Source organism: Acinetobacter sp. SW-226, assembly GCF_055632855.1.
Map to the genome: position 1 here is coordinate 1940612 of NZ_CM145752.1, position 18568 is coordinate 1959179.

The 18568-nt window shown below is 38.6% G+C and carries 20 protein-coding genes and 1 pseudogene; 8 read left to right on the forward strand and 13 right to left on the reverse strand.

Going from position 1 to position 18568, the window contains the following annotated elements; genetic code table 11:
• Positions 1 to 8: 8 nt before the first annotated feature.
• Positions 9 to 608 (forward strand): hypothetical protein, encoded by a 600-nt coding sequence (locus ACZ8ZH_RS09265; protein WP_119064012.1) that lies wholly within the window; start codon positions 9 to 11, stop codon positions 606 to 608.
• The gene (locus ACZ8ZH_RS09270) at positions 605 to 1573 is read left to right on the forward strand and encodes a M15 family metallopeptidase (protein ID WP_470247658.1); all 969 of its coding nucleotides are present in this window, start codon (positions 605 to 607) and stop codon (positions 1571 to 1573) included. Before ACZ8ZH_RS09265 ends, ACZ8ZH_RS09270 begins: the two co-directional genes overlap by 4 nt.
• Here ACZ8ZH_RS09270 and ACZ8ZH_RS09275 read toward each other — a convergent pair whose 3' ends face one another.
• The 8 genes from ACZ8ZH_RS09275 to ACZ8ZH_RS09310 form a co-directional block, all read right to left on the reverse strand.
• The gene (locus ACZ8ZH_RS09275) at positions 1574 to 2347 is read right to left on the reverse strand and encodes an alpha/beta fold hydrolase (protein ID WP_119064014.1); all 774 of its coding nucleotides are present in this window, start codon (positions 2345 to 2347) and stop codon (positions 1574 to 1576) included.
• Between the two features lie 188 nt (positions 2348 to 2535).
• The gene (locus tag ACZ8ZH_RS09280; protein WP_119064015.1) at positions 2536 to 3405 is read right to left on the reverse strand and encodes an MBL fold metallo-hydrolase; all 870 of its coding nucleotides are present in this window, start codon (positions 3403 to 3405) and stop codon (positions 2536 to 2538) included.
• A gap of 5 nt (positions 3406 to 3410) precedes the next feature.
• Complete coding sequence (locus ACZ8ZH_RS09285; RefSeq protein ID WP_110975489.1) at positions 3411 to 3824, reverse strand: DUF6691 family protein; 414 nt, start codon at positions 3822 to 3824, stop codon at positions 3411 to 3413.
• A 1-nt stretch (position 3825) separates the two neighbouring features.
• Positions 3826 to 4242, reverse strand: a complete 417-nt coding sequence (locus tag ACZ8ZH_RS09290; protein WP_119064017.1) for a YeeE/YedE family protein — start codon at positions 4240 to 4242, stop codon at positions 3826 to 3828.
• Positions 4243 to 4713: 471 nt separating this feature from the next.
• Positions 4714 to 5439 carry an ATPase gene (locus ACZ8ZH_RS09295; protein ID WP_110975491.1) on the reverse strand — a complete coding sequence of 242 codons (726 nt, stop codon included), beginning with the start codon at positions 5437 to 5439 and terminating at the stop codon, positions 4714 to 4716.
• A 33-nt stretch (positions 5440 to 5472) separates the two neighbouring features.
• The gene (locus ACZ8ZH_RS09300; RefSeq protein ID WP_119064019.1) at positions 5473 to 5724 is read right to left on the reverse strand and encodes a hypothetical protein; all 252 of its coding nucleotides are present in this window, start codon (positions 5722 to 5724) and stop codon (positions 5473 to 5475) included.
• A 126-nt stretch (positions 5725 to 5850) separates the two neighbouring features.
• Positions 5851 to 6276: a hypothetical protein gene (locus tag ACZ8ZH_RS09305; RefSeq protein WP_086210631.1), complete on the reverse strand. Its 426-nt coding sequence runs from the start codon at positions 6274 to 6276 to the stop codon at positions 5851 to 5853.
• Between the two features lie 3 nt (positions 6277 to 6279).
• Positions 6280 to 6648 carry an immunity protein Imm33 domain-containing protein gene (locus tag ACZ8ZH_RS09310; RefSeq protein ID WP_004693046.1) on the reverse strand — a complete coding sequence of 123 codons (369 nt, stop codon included), beginning with the start codon at positions 6646 to 6648 and terminating at the stop codon, positions 6280 to 6282.
• A gap of 217 nt (positions 6649 to 6865) precedes the next feature.
• Here ACZ8ZH_RS09310 and ACZ8ZH_RS09315 point away from each other — a divergent pair, with 217 nt between their 5' ends.
• Genes ACZ8ZH_RS09315 through ACZ8ZH_RS09325 form a run of 3 tightly spaced genes read left to right on the forward strand, consistent with a single transcriptional unit; the run spans position 6866 to position 9035 of the window.
• The gene (locus ACZ8ZH_RS09315) at positions 6866 to 7810 is read left to right on the forward strand and encodes an ABC transporter permease (protein WP_119064021.1); all 945 of its coding nucleotides are present in this window, start codon (positions 6866 to 6868) and stop codon (positions 7808 to 7810) included.
• The gene (locus ACZ8ZH_RS09320; protein ID WP_119064023.1) at positions 7810 to 8691 is read left to right on the forward strand and encodes an ABC transporter ATP-binding protein; all 882 of its coding nucleotides are present in this window, start codon (positions 7810 to 7812) and stop codon (positions 8689 to 8691) included. The genes ACZ8ZH_RS09315 and ACZ8ZH_RS09320 overlap by 1 nt, the downstream gene beginning before the upstream one ends.
• A 14-nt stretch (positions 8692 to 8705) precedes the next feature.
• Positions 8706 to 9035 (forward strand): DMT family transporter, encoded by a 330-nt coding sequence (locus tag ACZ8ZH_RS09325; protein ID WP_086210634.1) that lies wholly within the window; start codon positions 8706 to 8708, stop codon positions 9033 to 9035.
• Between the two features lie 661 nt (positions 9036 to 9696).
• Here the strand turns inward: ACZ8ZH_RS09325 and ACZ8ZH_RS09330 are convergent.
• From ACZ8ZH_RS09330 to ACZ8ZH_RS09345, 4 genes are all read right to left on the reverse strand, one after another.
• On the reverse strand, positions 9697 to 10719 hold the full coding sequence (locus tag ACZ8ZH_RS09330) for an ABC transporter substrate-binding protein (protein WP_086210635.1): 1023 nt from the start codon (positions 10717 to 10719) through the stop codon (positions 9697 to 9699).
• Positions 10720 to 10774: 55 nt separating this feature from the next.
• Positions 10775 to 11230 (reverse strand): CopG family ribbon-helix-helix protein, encoded by a 456-nt coding sequence (locus ACZ8ZH_RS09335; RefSeq protein WP_086210636.1) that lies wholly within the window; start codon positions 11228 to 11230, stop codon positions 10775 to 10777.
• 4 nt (positions 11231 to 11234) lie between these two features.
• Complete coding sequence (locus tag ACZ8ZH_RS09340) at positions 11235 to 11357, reverse strand: hypothetical protein (protein ID WP_265733403.1); 123 nt, start codon at positions 11355 to 11357, stop codon at positions 11235 to 11237.
• 318 nt (positions 11358 to 11675) lie between these two features.
• Positions 11676 to 12167: a hypothetical protein gene (locus tag ACZ8ZH_RS09345; protein ID WP_119064025.1), complete on the reverse strand. Its 492-nt coding sequence runs from the start codon at positions 12165 to 12167 to the stop codon at positions 11676 to 11678.
• A gap of 404 nt (positions 12168 to 12571) precedes the next feature.
• On the opposite strand from ACZ8ZH_RS09345, the gene ACZ8ZH_RS09350 reads away from it, so the two are divergent.
• The 3 genes from ACZ8ZH_RS09350 (at position 12572) to ACZ8ZH_RS09360 (ending at position 16993) form a co-directional block, all read left to right on the forward strand.
• Positions 12572 to 13651 (forward strand): zinc-binding metallopeptidase family protein, encoded by a 1080-nt coding sequence (locus tag ACZ8ZH_RS09350; protein ID WP_086210638.1) that lies wholly within the window; start codon positions 12572 to 12574, stop codon positions 13649 to 13651.
• A gap of 129 nt (positions 13652 to 13780) precedes the next feature.
• Entirely contained in the window at positions 13781 to 15718 is a 1938-nt protein-coding gene (locus tag ACZ8ZH_RS09355; protein ID WP_470247659.1) for an esterase/lipase family protein, read from the forward strand.
• A 120-nt stretch (positions 15719 to 15838) separates the two neighbouring features.
• Positions 15839 to 16993 (forward strand): MFS transporter, encoded by a 1155-nt coding sequence (locus ACZ8ZH_RS09360; protein WP_119064027.1) that lies wholly within the window; start codon positions 15839 to 15841, stop codon positions 16991 to 16993.
• Between the two features lie 53 nt (positions 16994 to 17046).
• Here the strand turns inward: ACZ8ZH_RS09360 and ACZ8ZH_RS09365 are convergent.
• Positions 17047 to 18538: pseudogene (locus tag ACZ8ZH_RS09365) on the reverse strand (amidase).
• Positions 18539 to 18568 lie beyond the last annotated feature (30 nt).

Sequence of the window (18568 nt, forward strand, 5' to 3'; positions counted from 1 at the left end):
CTCAATCCATGACTCGTGAAAAACAAACTTCAGTCAAAATTTTGACATCAGCAAAAAAGAAAAGACCTGCACCCATGCTCTATGCCGTGGGTGGTTTTTGTGTGGGTATCCTCTTAACATCAAGCATTGCTTTTACTTACTTTTTTATACAACAAAAAAATACATCCCTCCAAGTGAACCAAAACCCAGCTGTAGATCAAACAACTGCAATAGACAATGAAATGCCAACGCGCGAACCCGAAGCTATTTTTGAGGCGAGCAAAGTCAATGCTTCAAATCAGCCTCAAGCAACCAGTGATCCAGAGTCATCTACTGAATTTATTCAACCCAAAGATGATGAGCTGAGTAAAGCTTTTCTACGCCGGCCCCAAGCATTAACCACAGCTTTACCAAAGCCGACGACGAATGCAATATCTCAAAACAAGGAGAATAAAAATCAGAATACTTCTCCACGCAGTTCAGTTCATTCGCAAAAACAGAGCCCACAAAAAATAACTAGGCCACAGCAATCTTTGGATATACCAGAGGAATCTCCTGTAGGAGATGTACAAACAACGATTACAACACGCGCCGTGGAAACTAAACATGTGGCTCTTACCACACCATGATCTATGCTCTTTTTTCTACTTTTCTAATTCTGGCATTAGGACTCAGTTTGGCACTGTCCTATGAATTAAGAACAAAGTTTACCGATTTTTTTGTCGGGTTAATTCCTCAAGGAAAAAGAAAGTTTCAGTCTGCTCGTCAGTTTGCGCAACACATCAATAATGCTGCGGCACCTGAGCAATTACAATCCTCTTGGCATATTCAGCAATGGTGGATATTAGTTGCAGGTCTCCTTTTATTTACCAGTATCTTGATGTTTGCATTTACTAGCCCTGTCACGCCTACTAAGATTGAAGCCGATTATTTAAGACAATCAGATCCACAAATTTATGCATTACTCGAGGGACAAATTTTATCGCCACCACCAGAAGTAGAAGAATCATTGGTTGCTGCGGCCATAGTTGAAGCAAGTATGCTTGAGCAAGCGGATCTTAATAATAATTCTATTCAAGCCAATACTTTGAGTTACGACCCGAGTATTCAGGATGTACATTCTGCCCATTCGTATGACAGTTTAGCAACGGCTGACCGTAAATGGCATAAAATGAACCCGCGCTATAAGCAGCGTCTACTAATGGTATTTAAAATCATGCGTGATCAACATGGTTATGAGCTGGTACTGCTTGAGGGCTATCGTAGTCCACAACGCCAAAATTCCCTAGCCACTAATAAAAATACAACGCTCGCTCGTGGTTATCAAAGTTACCACCAATTTGGCTTGGCAGCCGATGTCGCATTTAAGCGAGATGGAAAAGTCGTTATTTCTGAACGAGACCCATGGGCGATGCGTGGCTATCAGCTCTATGGCGAAGTTGCAGAATCTGTCGGTTTAACTTGGGGCGGACGTTGGACGTCAATCCAAGACTATGGACATACCGAGTATCGAATGCCTGGTTTAAAAAAAACCGCTGAGATGGCTGAAAAGTTGACCTCCGAGGGGCAACTTTTAGCAGCAAATTTAAATTAGTCAGTTGCAATCATGATCCAAATATTGGTTCATGATTTCTAAGACTTCTGAAGTCTTTTCTGCGTGCAACCAATGCCCAGCATCTGCAACCGTTTGAATCTGCGCTTGAGAAAATTGGGATTGAATCGCATCCATATATTCGGGCTTTTCTACATAAGGTGACTTTCCACCACGAATAAATAATGCAGGTTTTTGCCATGTTTTTATATTTTCCCATGAAAGAATTTGAGCATAATTCTGATACAGAGCATCTACATTAAACAACCATTTTCCTTTGCTAAAAGACTTTAGTAAAAATTGAATTACCATTTCTTCTTTGAGATATTCACGCATAATTTCAATGGCCTGCTGGCGATTTTCAATATCAGCTTTTTGCACTGAAAATAATGCTTTGAAAATCTGCTCATGATGATTTTCTTTATACGCAATAGGCGTAATATCCAGCACCACAAGTTGCTCTAACCGATTCCCTGCCACTTCTGTCACTTTCATGACCAATTTTCCACCCATAGAATGGCCGATTAAAGAAAAGTGTTCAATATTAAGCTCATCCAAAGTGTCAATCAGATCAGCAGCCATCAATTCATAAGTCATAGCATCTGAATGTGCAGATAAGCCATGATTACGAACATCGACTTGTAATACATGATGACTCGCATAATAGTGTCGAGCGAGCATTCCTAAATTACTTAAGCTGCCGAATAAACCATGAACGAATACCAGTGTTTTTGCTGTTTGTTGTTCATTTTGATGAAATTGATTATTGAGAATCATATAAAACTTACTGTATTTGATTTCTATAGATATTGAATTTTTAATGTTAATAAATCAAATGACATTTTGATTTTTATTAAAATCTGCTTAGGCTATTTTGAATGTAAATTTGCTTAGGCTAAATTTAAAATATCATATATATGTATTGTGTCTAATATCAGCTTAAATTTTTGAATCAAATTTCGGTTTTAAAAATAATTCAGCGGAATTTTTAAGTAAGAAACACCATTTTCTTCAGGTTTAGGAAATTTTCCTGCAAACATATTGATTTGAATGGCTGGCAAGATCAATTTTGGCATACTTAAAGTTGCATCACGGCGATTGCGCATTTCGATAAAATTAACTTTCTGTGTTTCTGTATTAATATGAATATTTTCATGTTTTTGTACAGAAACGGACGTTTCATATTGATAATGATCCCGGCCCTCTGGCAAATAGTCATGACACAAAAACATCCGCATTTGATCTGGCAATGCGTACAAAGCTTTCACTGAGTCAAATAACGTTGCTGCACTTCCCTTCGGAAAGTCGCAACGTGCTGTGCCGTAGTCAGGCATAAACAAGGTATCCCCTACGAAAACAGCATCGCCAATGACATAGCTTAAACACGCTGGTGTATGGCCAGGGGTTGGAAGGTTATATGCTTTTATGTTGCCTATCAAAAATGTCTCATGATCTGCAAAAAGGTAATCAAATGACTGCGTAGCATTTAAACTCTTAATATCTAAGTGATAAATCTCACCAAAAGTTTGTTGTACGATCTCAATCTTATGGCTAATAGCAGTTTTTCCACCTAGTCTTTGCTTTAAGTACTGTGCAGCACTTAAATGATCGGCATGCACATGTGTTTCTAAAATCCAGTCTACGCTTAGGCTATTTTCTTGAATATAACTAATGATTAAATCAGCCTGCTCTGTATTAGTCTTTGCCGATGCTGCATCATAATCCAACACACTATCAATCACGGCGCAGCGCTGAGTTTCTGGATCACTCACCACATAACTAAAGGTGTTAGTTGCAGAGTCAAAAAAGGCTTTGACTTGAGCTGTTTGCATCATGATATTTACTCCATCACTTTACGGTGTAGCAACACGCCGATGAACATCGCAATTACAAAATAGATCGCTTGATAATACCCCAACCCAATCAAAGTGAAACTCGGTGCAGGACAAATTCCTGCAATTCCCCAACCTATACCAAATAGCAGACTGCCGAGGATCAATTTTCGGTCGACTTTGGTATTTTTAGGAAGTTGTATGACTTCACCATAAAAGGTTTGTGGATGTGACTGACGTACAGCGTTCTGAAAAGGAATAAATGCAACTGCAATTGCACCCATCATCACAAAAGCTAGGCTGGCATCCCACTGCCCGAAAATATCTAAAAAACCAATCACCTTTGCAGGATTCGACATTCCTGAAAGCATGAGACCGATTGAAAATAATCCGCCCCAAATGAATGCCCAAACATTTCTCATTTTAGATTGCTCCAAGCATATGTCGAACGATATACACAGTGATAAAGCCTGCGAACATAAAACTAATCGTAGCGATGATTGAACGTTTGGATAAGCGACTAATACCGCAAATACCATGCCCACTGGTACAACCTGAGCCTAAACGAGTGCCAAAACCTACCAATACGCCCGCAATAATTAACATGAAAGGTGTCGCTTCCATATGAATATCAGGTTGAACAAAAGCTGCGTATATAAACGGAATAATAAACAGACCCAATAAGAACCACAGTGCAGGCGTATTTATAATCCCCTTTAAGTTTAAAACTTGAGAGACCAGACCACTAATTCCCGCAATTCGTCCATTGGTATATAAATATCCAACGGTGGAAATACCGAGTAATATTCCACCTAGAAAAGACCACGCAAAATCGTGCATTGGCAATCACTCATATAATATACATATTTATAATATATATTATATTGAAATAATCAAGTGTCCTTTGTGCCTAAAAGTGCTTGCTATGTCTATGACCACTGTCTACGGAGCATTTTCATCTAGGTTTAAATATTTGGATGGGTACTACTTGTCCGTTCTTGAAGCTTTTAGTCTTTTAGGTAACACCTTAAAGTATTTTTTACATAGTTATTCTTCACAATAGCGTAAAAATCTTGAATATATTCCCGAGAGATTTTGTATTCGACCTTTTTTTAGATTAGAAATACTTAACTTATCTCGTTTTATTTCATTATAGTTTTCATTTAAAGAAACTGAATAGAGTTATGGGTACATTTCTACATCATGATCATTATTTTAGGTTTATGAAACACATTTACGACGTTTGATTATATTTTTATGTAGGTAGATATATGAAAAGTAATGAAATAATCGACTCTTTTTCTAAGCAGTTTATTGGAATTCTGATAATACGCGTTCTGCAAACCATCTTGGTAGCTTAGACACGGCGGCATTCATTTTTAAGGTTTCAGCTGCTTCTATTTCTGCAAGAAAAGACGCTTGTATACCGTCAGAAGAGTTATCAAACAAGTAGGCTCGATCGCAGCATTCTACGGCTTGCATGAGCAGATCCATACTACGGTAGTAACGTTCAATAATTTTCTGTTCAGGAACTGGATGTCCGCCTACACTGACGCGATACTTGACTCGAGCAATATTGATTTGTGGATCTACTGTTGAAACATAATATAGATAGGTTTTGTAACCCTGACGTTTCGCTTCCCGGAGAAATTCAACTTTAGAGATATGCGACATTACCGTCTCAAAAGTAAAACTGACTTTTAAGCGCAGAAACTCAAGCCGAATATAATCAATAATGCGTGCACAGAGATAAGAGTCGATTTCATTAGTTTTAAACTCGATCTTCCATTCATCTAGCACAATTGGTTCATGCGCAAGTAAAGTCACGAACTGTCCCGCTTGAGGACGTTTCTTACTTTTTAAAAAAGTGACCAACTCTGATGCTTTTAAGGAAGGATGATAATGCAATAAATCAAGGCGTTGGCTTTGTCTTAAATTTTGTTCGAGTTCATCTGCATTTAAATATGCCCCAATATGTTGGGGCAAGAGGTAATCTTTAACAGTGCTTTTACCAGAACCATTCGGCCCTGCAAACATTCTTATTCTAGGTTGTCGAGGTGGCATATCAATCTATACAGTTGCGCGTTTCTTTTTACGTGTCAGTGTCGGTAAAACGCCTACATCGACATAAGCACTACTTAAGTCCTGTAAAACAGTTTCATTACCGTGAATATCACGCTCAACCAATTGCTCAGCTTTTGCATAAACCACAGATGAACGCGTAGTTGCCTTTAAAAAAGCATCATGAAAAGCATGAATAGCAAGTTTAGGAATCATATCATCCTCATATTTGCCTGCTTTAATGTCGGTATAAGCTGCCATACACCAACTCCTACTCAAACGATGGTTGATTTTATTTATCTTAACACAATCGGGCACATTGTCTATTTATACAGCACACTGAAACAATAAATTAGATCTTAATATCTGCGCTAATTCCGTGTTGTCTTATTGAGTTACTTTACTTTTGACTCGTTTCGTATCTTCAAGTTTTAAAGCTTTAGCCGTTGGGCAAAAAGCACTTTCATTCATTCCGCTATCAGTTAAACTTTTCTCTTGCTGTTCAAGATAACGGTTGGCCACCATCAACATTACAGGTGCTGTACTTAACTCAATATTGGCCTTGGACAGCGCAGCAATTTGATGATAAGCATCCATACGCTGACAAAATGCAGTTTTCATCTCTGTTGCAGTTGCTTGGTTATCTTTTGAATCTAGAACACTTTTAGTCGAATTCACCGTTGCGGTATATTCAGCCATTTTCTGGTCATATTGCGCCTGAGTCAGTTTTATTGTTTCTGCATAACTCTGGGTTGATAGAAGCGATAATAAAAATAACGAAAAACTAAGCAACGTCCATGTCTGTTTTTTCATGTCTTAAGACTCATCGCCTTCTTTCCAAACGTCTTCATAGTCATCACCATCAATCATAAAACGGTAACCTTCACTTAGAGCCAAGTACGGAAGTACATCTGGCAAAATATCTTGTAACTCTCGTACAGTCATGGTTGTAAAAAAGTCTTGCCCTTCACCCAATTCACCACCATAAATAAACCAAGCAACATTCTCCTCAGTTTCAGGCTTTTTACGTAAACCAACAATGGGTTCTTGATTTAAAGTATGCACAGCGACAGCTACGACATCATCACCTTTTACTTCAACATAAGCAGAGTCAAATTCTTCACAAAGTAGTTTTTGTTCTGCAATCAATTCGTTCAGTGCAGATTGTTGTGACTTTTGTGCCATGCGATGCAGCCCCTTTTGAGCATCAGTCTATCAATAGCACATTTTAAAACATATTTATGCCAAAGGCTTTGCTTATTTACTGGGTTAAATGAAAAACTCATGATTGAAACAGGCTTAAAATGAAAATATGCAGATAAAACCCATCTCAAAGCTTGGCATTTATTTTGCTTAATAGTATTACGTTTTATTAAAAAAGTAATATTGGGGCTAGGAAAATATGGGTTACATCACACGAGAACTCAGTCCTAAAAGCAAATTTTTGCTCAGCTTAGGATCATTTTTAATACCAATGCTCATTTGGTGTGCAGTAAGTTATTTACCATTTATCTGGCATCCGCAAGTACAAATTACAGATTCTGGTAGTGTGCCGTTTTTACAAGAAGGAAGCCGTGTTGATAAAGCTGTGTTTTATCATGAAGCACAAAATGCAGTTGATCATGACTTGGCCGTTCCTCAAGGTAAACTGGTTAACCCAATCTACTTACCAGCCCCACATGAAGTAGTGAAAGCTTTAGTAACATCTTTTACGACGGCTCCAGCACAGGCTGATGCGCCATGGTTACATCAAAGTCTCTGGCATAGCGTCAAAATCGTATTCACTGCATTTTTTATTTCATCAATTATTGGGGTTCCACTTGGAATTCTTTGTGGCTTCTCAAGCACTATCTCAAAACTTGCTGAACCCTTTGTTGAGTTTTTCCGTTATCTACCAGCCCCTGCATTTGGTGCATTAGCCGTAGCAATTCTCGGCATAAATGATGCACCGAAAATTGCCATTATTGTGATTGGGACACTGTTTCAACAAATTCTAATTATTGCCAATACCACTCGGATGGTTGATCAGGGACTGATCGAAGCGGGTTATACACTCGGAACAAATAAAATGAAAAGCCTGTTTCACGTCATTATCCCTGCAGCATTACCTGATATTTATCAAAATCAACGTGTACTACTCGGCTGGGCTTGGACCTATTTGATCGTTTCTGAGTTAATTGGCGCAACATCTGGCATTACCTGGTTTATCACCCAACAAGCTCGCTATCAACACTTCGACAACGTTTTTGCAGCTATTTTGATTATTGGTGTGATTGGATTGCTCTGCGATGTAATTTTAATGAAGCTAGGACAACATCTTTTTAAATGGAAAGTAGGAGCAAAATAATGGGAACTACAGAATTTAATGCTCGTGAGTATTTTAATCAAATTTATCAACGACCTGTCATCTTAGAAGCCAAACAGCTAAGCCAAATCTTTCAGCATGGTAAAAGCTCACGCACAATTTTAAATCAATTAGATCTGAAAATTCATAAGCGTGAATTGATCTGTGTGATTGGTCCATCAGGCTGTGGGAAATCAACCTTTAGCCGAGTTGTGGCAGGTTTAGATCCTTATAGCAGTGGTGAACTGCTAGTAGATGGGCAACCTATTTCAGGGCCAAGCCCTGAGCGCGGCATGGTGTTTCAAGGCTACACGTTATTCCCATGGAAAACAGTAAAGGAAAATGTCATGTTTGGGCCACTGATGAAAGGTGCAAGTCAGGCGTCGGCTGAAGCGGCTGCACGGGAATGGATTAATATTATTGGCTTAGAAAAATATGAAAACCAATATCCACATCAATTATCTGGTGGTATGAAACAACGTGTCGCTATTGCCCGTGCATTAGTCAATGAACCCAAGATTCTGCTGATGGATGAACCATTTGGCGCGCTTGATCCACATACTCGTCAAAAAATGCAGAGGCATCTGCTAGATCTATGGCAAAACATTGATATCACTATCATCTTTGTGACACATGACATGGATGAGGCCATTTTGTTGGCCGATCGTATTGTTGCCTTAAAAGCAAATCCTGGGGAAATTAAAGAAATTATTGAGGTCAATTTACCTCGACCACGACATCAAGATTTAATGCAAACAACTGAGTTTAAAGAACTACGCAAACATGTAGATCGACTTGTCCATGCTGATGAAGATGAGCTTGACCCTGCTTTGGCTGAGTTACCTGTCATCCCACGTATGACGAAAGTTAGTCGTGTGAAGTAAGGAGCTGATCAGATATGTCATATCTATATTTATGTATTGCTATTGTGGCTGAGGTCATTGCAACTTCTGCTCTTAAAGCTTCTGACGGATTTACTCAATGGTTACCCGCCTCAATTACAGTGGTGGGTTATTTAGTTGCAATTTATTTCCTTGCACTGACCATGAAAACTGTTCCTGTGGGAATCACTTATGCGCTATGGTCTGGAGCAGGCATTATCCTAATTTCCTTCATTGGTTGGGTTTACTACAAACAAAATCTTGATGCGCCTGCATTGTTAGGTTTAGCCTTTATGGTCATAGGAATCATCATCATTAATGTTTTTTCAAAAAGTACTGAAATCTAACCCGATGCCTAGTTGCAGCTTTCTTCTCAAAGCATCTGAAATTGAAAGTTTATTTTTATGCGTTTAAGTCAAAACACAAAAGTTTTTTAGGATCTCAAATTGACAAACTTAAACATCAAGCAAAAAGCTTTCTGCTTTGCCACTTGAAGAAAAAATGAAAGAGTATACGGAGAGCTTTGGGATTAAACCTTGAGGCTAAATCCCTCTCTTGGTGAAGGACGTACGGAAACCTTAGAATGATCAGAACTTGCAAAAATTCCAAATAAAACAGACATTAAAGAGGTTTTTGATCTAAGTTAAGATTGACCCCCAAATGCCCCTAATGTTGTTGCCCAAAAGCCCATGCATGAGCTAATTTACCCAACTGAAGTGCAATAGTCAGAAAGCCAAATCAAATCAATATTTGAGCCAGACTATAGATAGACTTTACGATTTCCAATGCCAATGAGCCAAGTCCCTCACTACAAGAAATCCGAATAGATGATGAATGTCTTAGAGCTGTCATATTACTTGAATTTTCTTTTGTCTGAGCGGAAATGATCACACTATATCAGGATTAAACTTGAAGTATGTGTCATTGATAAAGAAAGTGTTTTAATACATCACCCTCAAATACAAAAGAGGCTTTCTTTTAAAGAAAGCCTCTTAAAAATTATTTGTATTATTTCAGACCTTCGACCAATTCAGGAAAGATCACACCATCAACATCTACCTTCGTGCTATACACACCATTTTTGACGTTAAACTCATTCACAAAATATGTTGAACCATAAATCGAATCTAACCCATTGCCTTTGGCAAAGACTTTCTTGTTCGCATCTATATCCAGTAAATGTGTTCCATCTATAAATTGTAAATATTGAGCTGGTTCAACACCAACACGTTTGGCCATGATTTTGACTGCATCATCACGCGTTGCCGGATCATTGATGTATTTAACGGTTTTATCCCATACTTGTATGATTTTTTTCCAATCTTCTTTATGTGAGGATAGATGTGCCGTATTCACCGTTAAAGTGTCATAAATCAAACCAGGTTTGTCTTTAGAACTATAAATAATTTTAGAACCCGCAACAGCTTTCAAAGCCTGATTTGCAACGGGTTGCCATACAGCAATTGCTGCAACATCGGGACTTGAAAATACTTGAGGGAGCTCATTGGTAACAGCATTTACTAAAGTCACATCAGTCGCTTGAATTTTATAATCACTTAACGCGGTAGATAACAAATGATGATCAACTAGCCCTTTTTCAACAGCAATTGATTTCCCTTTCAAATCTGAAATTGAGTTGATCCCATCTTTCGCAATAATAACGTCATTTCCAGCAGAATAATCAGTGGCCATAATCATTACGCCCTTGGTTCCTCCAGAAGCAATGACCAAATTGTCCCCATTCGATACTGAGATTGCATCTAATTGGTTCGCTGAGAATGCGTTAATAGATGCCGAATAATCGAACCACTTAAATTCAACATTCAAGCCTGCATCCTTTAACCACCCCTTTTCAATTGCAACTTGCCAAGCAACCCAGCCAGGCCAATCACTATAGCCAATGGTGATTGGCTGTGTGTTGGTTGAGGCCGATGCCGTTTTCTGCTTTTCTGGAACCTTGGCAGTATTGTCACACCCTGCCAAGAATGTAGCAGAAACCATAGATACTGATAAAAATACGTGTTTAATCATGAGGCTATCCCCGATGCAGTTAGGCTTAAAGTTGCTCTCTAATAGATGTACAGCATTATGATTTCAATGCATTCAGATTTTCGTTTTGCGGAATCGGAGGCATTACGGCATCCATAAGCTCCAAATGCCCTTTAATCACCCCTTTCAAGGCAATGAATTTTTGACTTAAAGCTTTTAACTCAGTGCTTAGACCCTGCAAAATCATCACTTCTAGAATCTTTTGCTCGTCCAATTGAATATGCAGTGAGCTCACGACTTGTTCTAAAAATTGGCGCTGTAAATCTAGCAATTGGATCCTAAGTGGAGTCACACTGGCGTTATAAAGTAAAGTGAAAGTCCCTACCATCACGGCGTTACGTTGCTCTTGATCCGCGATCAAATGCTTATTGATCATATCGACGATTGCTTGCGAACGGCTTTCATAGTGTTGATCAACAATTTTTTGATCCAATGCATCAACGGTTCGTTCTGGTACAGTAATACTGATTCGCGCCAACTTTGGTTTAGACACGTCGTTATCCTTTTTTCGTTAAATCTTGTTTAATGTAAATTCCAGCTCTTGCACTTAAAATTTCTATGGCAAATAGCTTAAGTATGGAGATTAAAGCGATTAAACTCTCTTTGAAGTGTTTAGACATCTGCAACTCCTATCAGTATTACCAAAAAAGTTTTTTGTATTACCAATGAATAAGCAGAATGCATGCCAATTTTTTAAAGCAAATTTAAAGCTACAGCGCATAAAAACGTTTATTTTTTGTGCGGAATTATTTTTTATTTTTAGAAGTGACACATCTAAGTGCATTGTGGGAAATCAAAGATGATTTTCAGTAAAACATTTATAAAATAAGAGCTAGCATACCAAGTAATAACCATCGTCAAGAAGATACGGGGGCAATACTACTTATCCAGATATCAATCTGGCAGATAAAAAAAATCGCCAAATGGCGATTTTTTCTTTATTGATACACTTTCTGGAACTCACCCAAAATTGGTGCGGAAACACCATCTTTATAGACATATCGAGAGATAATTCCTTTGTCAGTATAAATATTCATTTTAATTGAGCTCGTGCCTTTTAAGCTGCCCATCAAATTCACAGGCGCTAAAATATAATTCGTAGAACGGTTTGCACCTAACACATGATCATGCACTGTAGGGCCTGTTACAGCAAAGGATTGGCTTTTTTTCTCATTTGTAAATTCAACCTTTTGGATATCATATTTGTTATAGGTACTACTCAAATGAATTTTTAATTTAAGTAACTCCTTGTTCGATTCATTCCAGCTTACAGTAACTACTGGACAAAGCTCATTTTTCGCACAAATCAGCAAACCTGTCGTACCCACATTTTGACGACTTGGGTCTGTAGCGGTCGTTGCACAACCCGAAAGGAACATCGCTCCTAACCCCATGAGTAGCCATTTTTTTGGTGATACGTTCATTATCATTATATTTTACTCCTAGAAACTTAAAAAACTTTGAAAGTTCAAATAAGGGATGACTTAACATACGTACTATTTTTGACGAATCTGCGCCTAAATCAAGCTTTTTATTACACTACGATATAAATTTTATACGATTAAGCACCATCTGCAAAACCACTCACAGTAGCTGACTGAAAACAGCAGTTATGTTTAATCAAATTTTTCACGGGTTTGCTCTAACGCACGCATAAATACAGGAAAGATTATCTTTTCTACAAAAGCCATCAAGCAAATATCGTTCATTATAAATATTATACGCAGTCAGCAATTCAGTTTTAAAAGACAAATGAAACCGATCACTATGCATGACGAACTGAATCAACATCAATTATACTAAGTCCAAAAGATCACGACTGATACAGCCGCCAATGAAATTTTTTACTTGTGCATCCTGCCAAAACCAAGTCTTTTTTGCTAACTCACAATGTGTGAGTTGCCAAACTACACTCGGTTATATTGCATCAGAAAAAGACATGGGGAGTTTTGAACAACATAGTCCCGTACTTTGGTTGGCGCTCAATGAACAATATCAAGAAAAACGCTATAAACCTTGCTATAACTATCAGCATCATCAAGTGTGTAATTGGGTCATTCCAGCTGAAAGTAGCGATATTTACTGTGAATCATGCGTGCTTACCTATACCATCCCAAGTCTAGAGAATCCTGATCATATCGTCTACTGGTCCCGCCTCGAACATGCTAAACGCCGTTTTTTATATTTAATGCAACGTCTTAATATTATGCCGAGACCCAAATATAACGATGATGACCGTTCTGGGCTACGCTTTAATTTTTTAATGCCAGAACAAGGTCTGCCTGTGCTGACTGGACATGCCAATGGTGTCATTACTCTCAATGCCAGTGAAGCAGATGTTATTTATCGTGAAACCACACGTATTAAAATGGGGGAAAATTATCGAACACTTTTGGGTCACTTTCGCCATGAAAGTGGGCATTATTATTTTGATCTCATTAAATCGCTCCACCCTGAACTGGTCGATGAATTTCGTCAGTTTTTTGGTGATGAACGCCAAGACTATAACGAAGCACTACGACGTCACTATGAAGATGGCCCACCACAAAACTGGGATAAATTTTATGTGAGCTCCTATGCCAGTACACACCCATGGGAAGATTGGGCAGAAACATGGGCGCATTATTTACATATGATGGATACGTTAGAAACCGCTTACTACGCAGGTTTAATTGTTCGAAACAACAGGAAAGACGAGAATGACTTAGCCTTTTATGAGAACCCCATAGGCGCTCAAGATTTTGATCTACTACTGAAACAATGGATGACACTAACCTTTAATTTGAATGCTTTGAATCGGAGCATGGGGTTAGAGGATGCCTATCCTTTTACCTTGTCCAATCCAGTACTCGATAAATTACGGTTTATTCATAAACATGTGTTGGGTAAAGCGTTTCATCTCGAAATAACTTGAACCTAAACCCTAAAACCAAATATGAAATAGTTAAATGATCACATCACGAACTTTGATGTATCTCAGTAATAATTGTCATAAAATAAAAGACATGTTTAGCCTATATAGATAACTGCCGTGCTAAAAACTATGCTTTCACAAAGACATCATGCTTTACCACGGTCTTTTATTTTAGGATTAATTATTGCTTTATTCCCTGCCTGCCAGTTGGTCAAAGTTAAAGAAAAAACCATTCACCAATCCATTCGTAATAAGTCGGAAAATATATTAACGCATGACCAATTAAGTACCGAAACCCTAAGTTTATTAAAACTACTTAGCCTGACTCCACAACAATGCACTGCTAAATTGGAAATATGTTTAAACCGCTTAAATCAACAAAATACCATTGCTGTTGATGAACGTTATGCAGCATTAAGTGAACTATATTTAGCCCAAGCATTACAGCTATCAAAGCAAAGAGACTGTACCCAATCAGAGACCTCGGGTGAGAATCCTTGCTTGCAGAATAGCCTAGAAGCATTTGACCAAAGCTTACGCTATAGCTATGTATACTTATTTAAAATGCAAGAAAGCCCGAGTACCCGCGTTTTTGATCAAAGACAAATGCATGTCAGAAGCTTTTATAATGTTGCATTATCACGTCTCATTACTACGGCGTACCACACACAGCCTTTTCAGCAAGTTCCTTCGCAACTCAACATAAAAAAAAGCAGATACCTCATAAGCTTAGAACACTATCCCGAACTCAAAAATAAAGGTATCGAACGAGTTCAATCAAGTTATAATTTAAATTTCTCAGGTTTCTATCAAGTCAACCGTCAAGATGGTCTTGGTGCCGAGTTTGTGGTCGCTACAGCGTCGGAACCACCCACTAAAAATGATTTTATCCTTGACCCTATATTGTTTTATCAAAATCAGCGCAATCCAAATATACATTCTGCACAATATTTGTCTGTCACTGCTACAGCACAGCCCCAAAATGCAGAAAGTGATATTGAAAATATCCTCAACGGAACAGCTACTTTTGAGATTGAGTTATTTAATCCATATACACAAAAGTACGTTAAAATTAATCAACAAAAATACATCCTCACCGCAAATTATTCCGTACCTTTTGCCTATTGGTTAGCTGAAAATAAATTAGGCTCAACAGGTTATTTAACCTTACTTGATCGAACGGAACGCTTACGGATGCCGCATGTCTATATGCTTGAACCGTATCAACCAAATAAGAAAATTATTATCCTCATTCATGGCTTAGCCAGCAGTCCTGAAACATGGATCAACCTGACCAATAACATTTTAGGTGACAAAGTCTTACGTGAAAACTTTCAAGTTTGGCAGGTATTCTATTCGACCAATATGCCCATTTTTGAAAGTCGCTATCAAATTCACGCCCTAATCAAACAAGCCTTTGCACAGGTTAAACCTAACTCTCGTTCAGCCAGTGATGCTGTGTTGATTGGACATAGTATGGGAGGCGTGATTAGTCGTTTATTGATCAGTGAGCAAGATATTTCGGAACAAGTGATTCCACTTTTAAACTATGAACAATACATTCGCTTGCAACAGTATCCGATCATCAAAGACCGTTTTCAGTTCCACTCAGACTTACCTATTGGACGTGCAGTATTTATTGCTGCACCTCACCGTGGCAGTGAACTGTCCGATCGCTGGTATATGGAGGTAGTGAAAAAAATGGTGAAGCTACCAATCACTTTTTTTAACCAAGTTGATATGCAGTTGAATGGCAGCTCTAGCACTAAAGGTATGGTGCAATCAGGACCAGATGAATTAAGTCCAAAGTCTCGTTTTATGACGTTGACCCATAACATCATGCCTGTTTCCACCATTCCCTATCATTCGATTATGGGTAACTACCGTCAGACCAATGATACACGTGAAATGAGTGATGGTATTGTGCCCTATTCGAGTTCACATTTAGACCATGCTGTATCTGAAAAAATTATTAAAGCGAAGCATTCAGTACATGAAGAAGCAGAGACCTTATTGGAGTTACGTCGTATTTTAAGACTGCACCTTGAACAAAACCCAAACAGATAATCAAATACTTCTAAGTTTTTGATATAATTATCTTATTTTTAAAAAAATATAGCCAAGCTTTAATAAGTAAATGCTTTAACACTTTTTGAATATTTTCGCTCTAGCAAGGAATACAGCACAATGCTTCCATTCCCCATTCAGCACCGACTGGCTGGTTTTTACTTCTTTTATTATTCTATTGTAGGCACATTCATGCCGTTTTGGAGTTTATATCTCGAAGATCAAGGCTTTAACTACAGTGAAATCGGTATTCTTTCATCCATTGCCATTATTACCCGTTTTTTTGCCCCGTTTATTTGGGGTTGGATTGCAGATAAATCAGGGAAACGGATGCTCTTAGTCCGAGTTGCTACATGGATGGAAGCTTGTATTTGGTTCATGATTTTTATCATTCCAAACTCCTTTCAAGCCGTTGCTCTGCTCATGCTGATTTTTAGTTTTTTCCAAAATGCAATTTTAGCTCAATTTGAAGGTGTTACTCTATTTTGGCTCGGAGAACAACGGAGTGCATTATATGGAAAAGTCCGGAAATGGGGTTCTATTGGTTTTATAGTCGGTGTGTTTGGTATTGGTGCATTATTAGAAATAATTCCAATTTCTATGCTGCCCATTCTACTACTATGTATTTCTTTTTTGGCTTTTCTTTGGTCGTTTAGCATTCGTGAGCCAACCACAGCTCCCAATTCTCAAAAGCACCTTGAGCCACTCTTACCTATCTTAAAAAAGCCTGTCGTAGCCGCATTTTTTAGCATTGAATTTATTCTACTTTTTTCACATGCCCCATTTTATAGTTTCTATAGCAACTATTTAAAACAAACAGGCTATTCAACCACTGAAATTGGTTTTTTATGGTCAGTGGGCGTCATGGCTGAAATTATTATGTTTGCCGTTGCTCAGGTGTTTTTCAAACGTTTTTCATGGCGGCTCCTTGTTTCTGTTTGCCTCATTCTCACGGCGCTACGCTGGTTTTTGATAGGTTCTTTTCCACAAATCTTCACGATTCAATTTTTAGCACAAACCATTCATGCCTTTAGTTTTGGTTTATTCCATTTGATTGCTATGCGCATCATTTTCCAAAATTTTAGTTTAGGCCAACAAGGCCGTGGACAGGCACTTTATAGCACCATGTGGGGCCTTGGCGTCGCATCAGGCAGTATTCTTGCAGGACATTATTGGAACATTCTATCGGGCGAATATATTTTTATTTTGGCTGGTATTGTCGTCTTATTCGGGCTGTCTTTGGTAATCTTTCTGCCCAAAGAAGTACAAGCTTAAGCCGCTTTTTGAGCGACACTTATAGCTTGGGTAGTTAAACTAACATAGCCTTTCTATACGTGGATCTCTCGATATCTATGGAACCATGGTTGAGTTTGTTCAAGTTGATTGGCCAATTGTAGTAGCAAGTCTTCACGGGCAAAAGGCGCAATAAACTGCGAACCAAGCGGTAGGTTATCAGCATTCCAATACAAAGGTACAGACATTGCGGGTAAGCCTGTAATATTTGCCAGTTGTGTAAAAGGCACCCAAAGCAGATTATCTTTTACAATTTTATCTACCAACTTCCCTTGAGCGAGCAAATGCACCTTACCGACTTTAAGTAGGCTTTTTAGAATCGGCTTTTGCCATAAAGGTGTAGAAACTTGTCCATTTTTGGGCGCGACTGAAGCAGTTGCAGGAGTTAAATAAAGATCATAATGGTCAAAGAATTGGTTCATACGAGTCACATATATTCCCCAATGATTCAGGTTATGAATATATTCTAAGGCTGTTGTTTTCGCACCAAAGGCAGCCAGAGTTAAAGAATCCAACTCGAAATCGCCTGCTGTTGTTGGGACTTGTTGTTTGATCTGCTCTAACATATACGAAAATTGACTGAACCATGTCGTGATAAAGTCGCGGGCCAATGCCATACCATCAATTTCAGGTTGTGCTTCAACTACTGTATGCCCTAATGACTCCAACAAATGTGCCGTATGCTGTACAGCAGCAATAGCATCTTTAGATACTGTAGTTCCAATAGGAGACTGCGTACAAAATGCAATTTTAAGTTTTTTTACTGGCTGCTGTAGACAGGCCAAATAGCTTTGGCCGGGCTGTTCAATTTTAAACAATGAGCTATGTTCCGCACCGTGCGTTGCATCAAGCATTGCAGCACTATCTCGCACAGTTTTCGCCAATACATGCTGTATGGCTGCACCATGCATTGCTTTACTCATATCTGGACCCCACGGCGTAACGTCCACGACTTGGTTTAAGACCGAATAAACCACAATATGATGCAGGGATCCGAATTGATCCTCCCCCATCACCAGCACCAGCAATCGGTACAATCCCTGCTGCAACGGCCGAAGCAGAACCACCAGATGATCCACCACTATTATGTTTTAAATTCCATGGATTACAACAACTACCCCAAGCATCAGGTTCAGTAATACCTTTAATACCAAATTCAGGCGTATTGGTACGTCCAAAGGTCAAGATCCCAGCTTTCTCCCAGCGGTTCACTATTTCTGCATTGTGCTGTGCAATATGCCCCGTTCGTTTAAAGGCTTGGCACCCATAAGAGGTGGGATAACCCGCATATTCCTGAAATAAATCTTTAACTAAAAATGGTACACCAGCAAATGGCCCAGATAACACATTCTGAGCGCGCTTTTTAGCATAATCATGCATGGGAATAATAATGGCATTTAAGGCTGGATTAACTTGCTGACTGCGCTCAATCGCAAGTTGTAATAATTCAGCAGGATGGACTTGTTTTTGTGCAACTAACTCAGCCAATCCTAAAGCATCGTATTGCAGGTATTCAGAAAAAATCATTGTGATCCAAATATATAATTCTTATTGTTA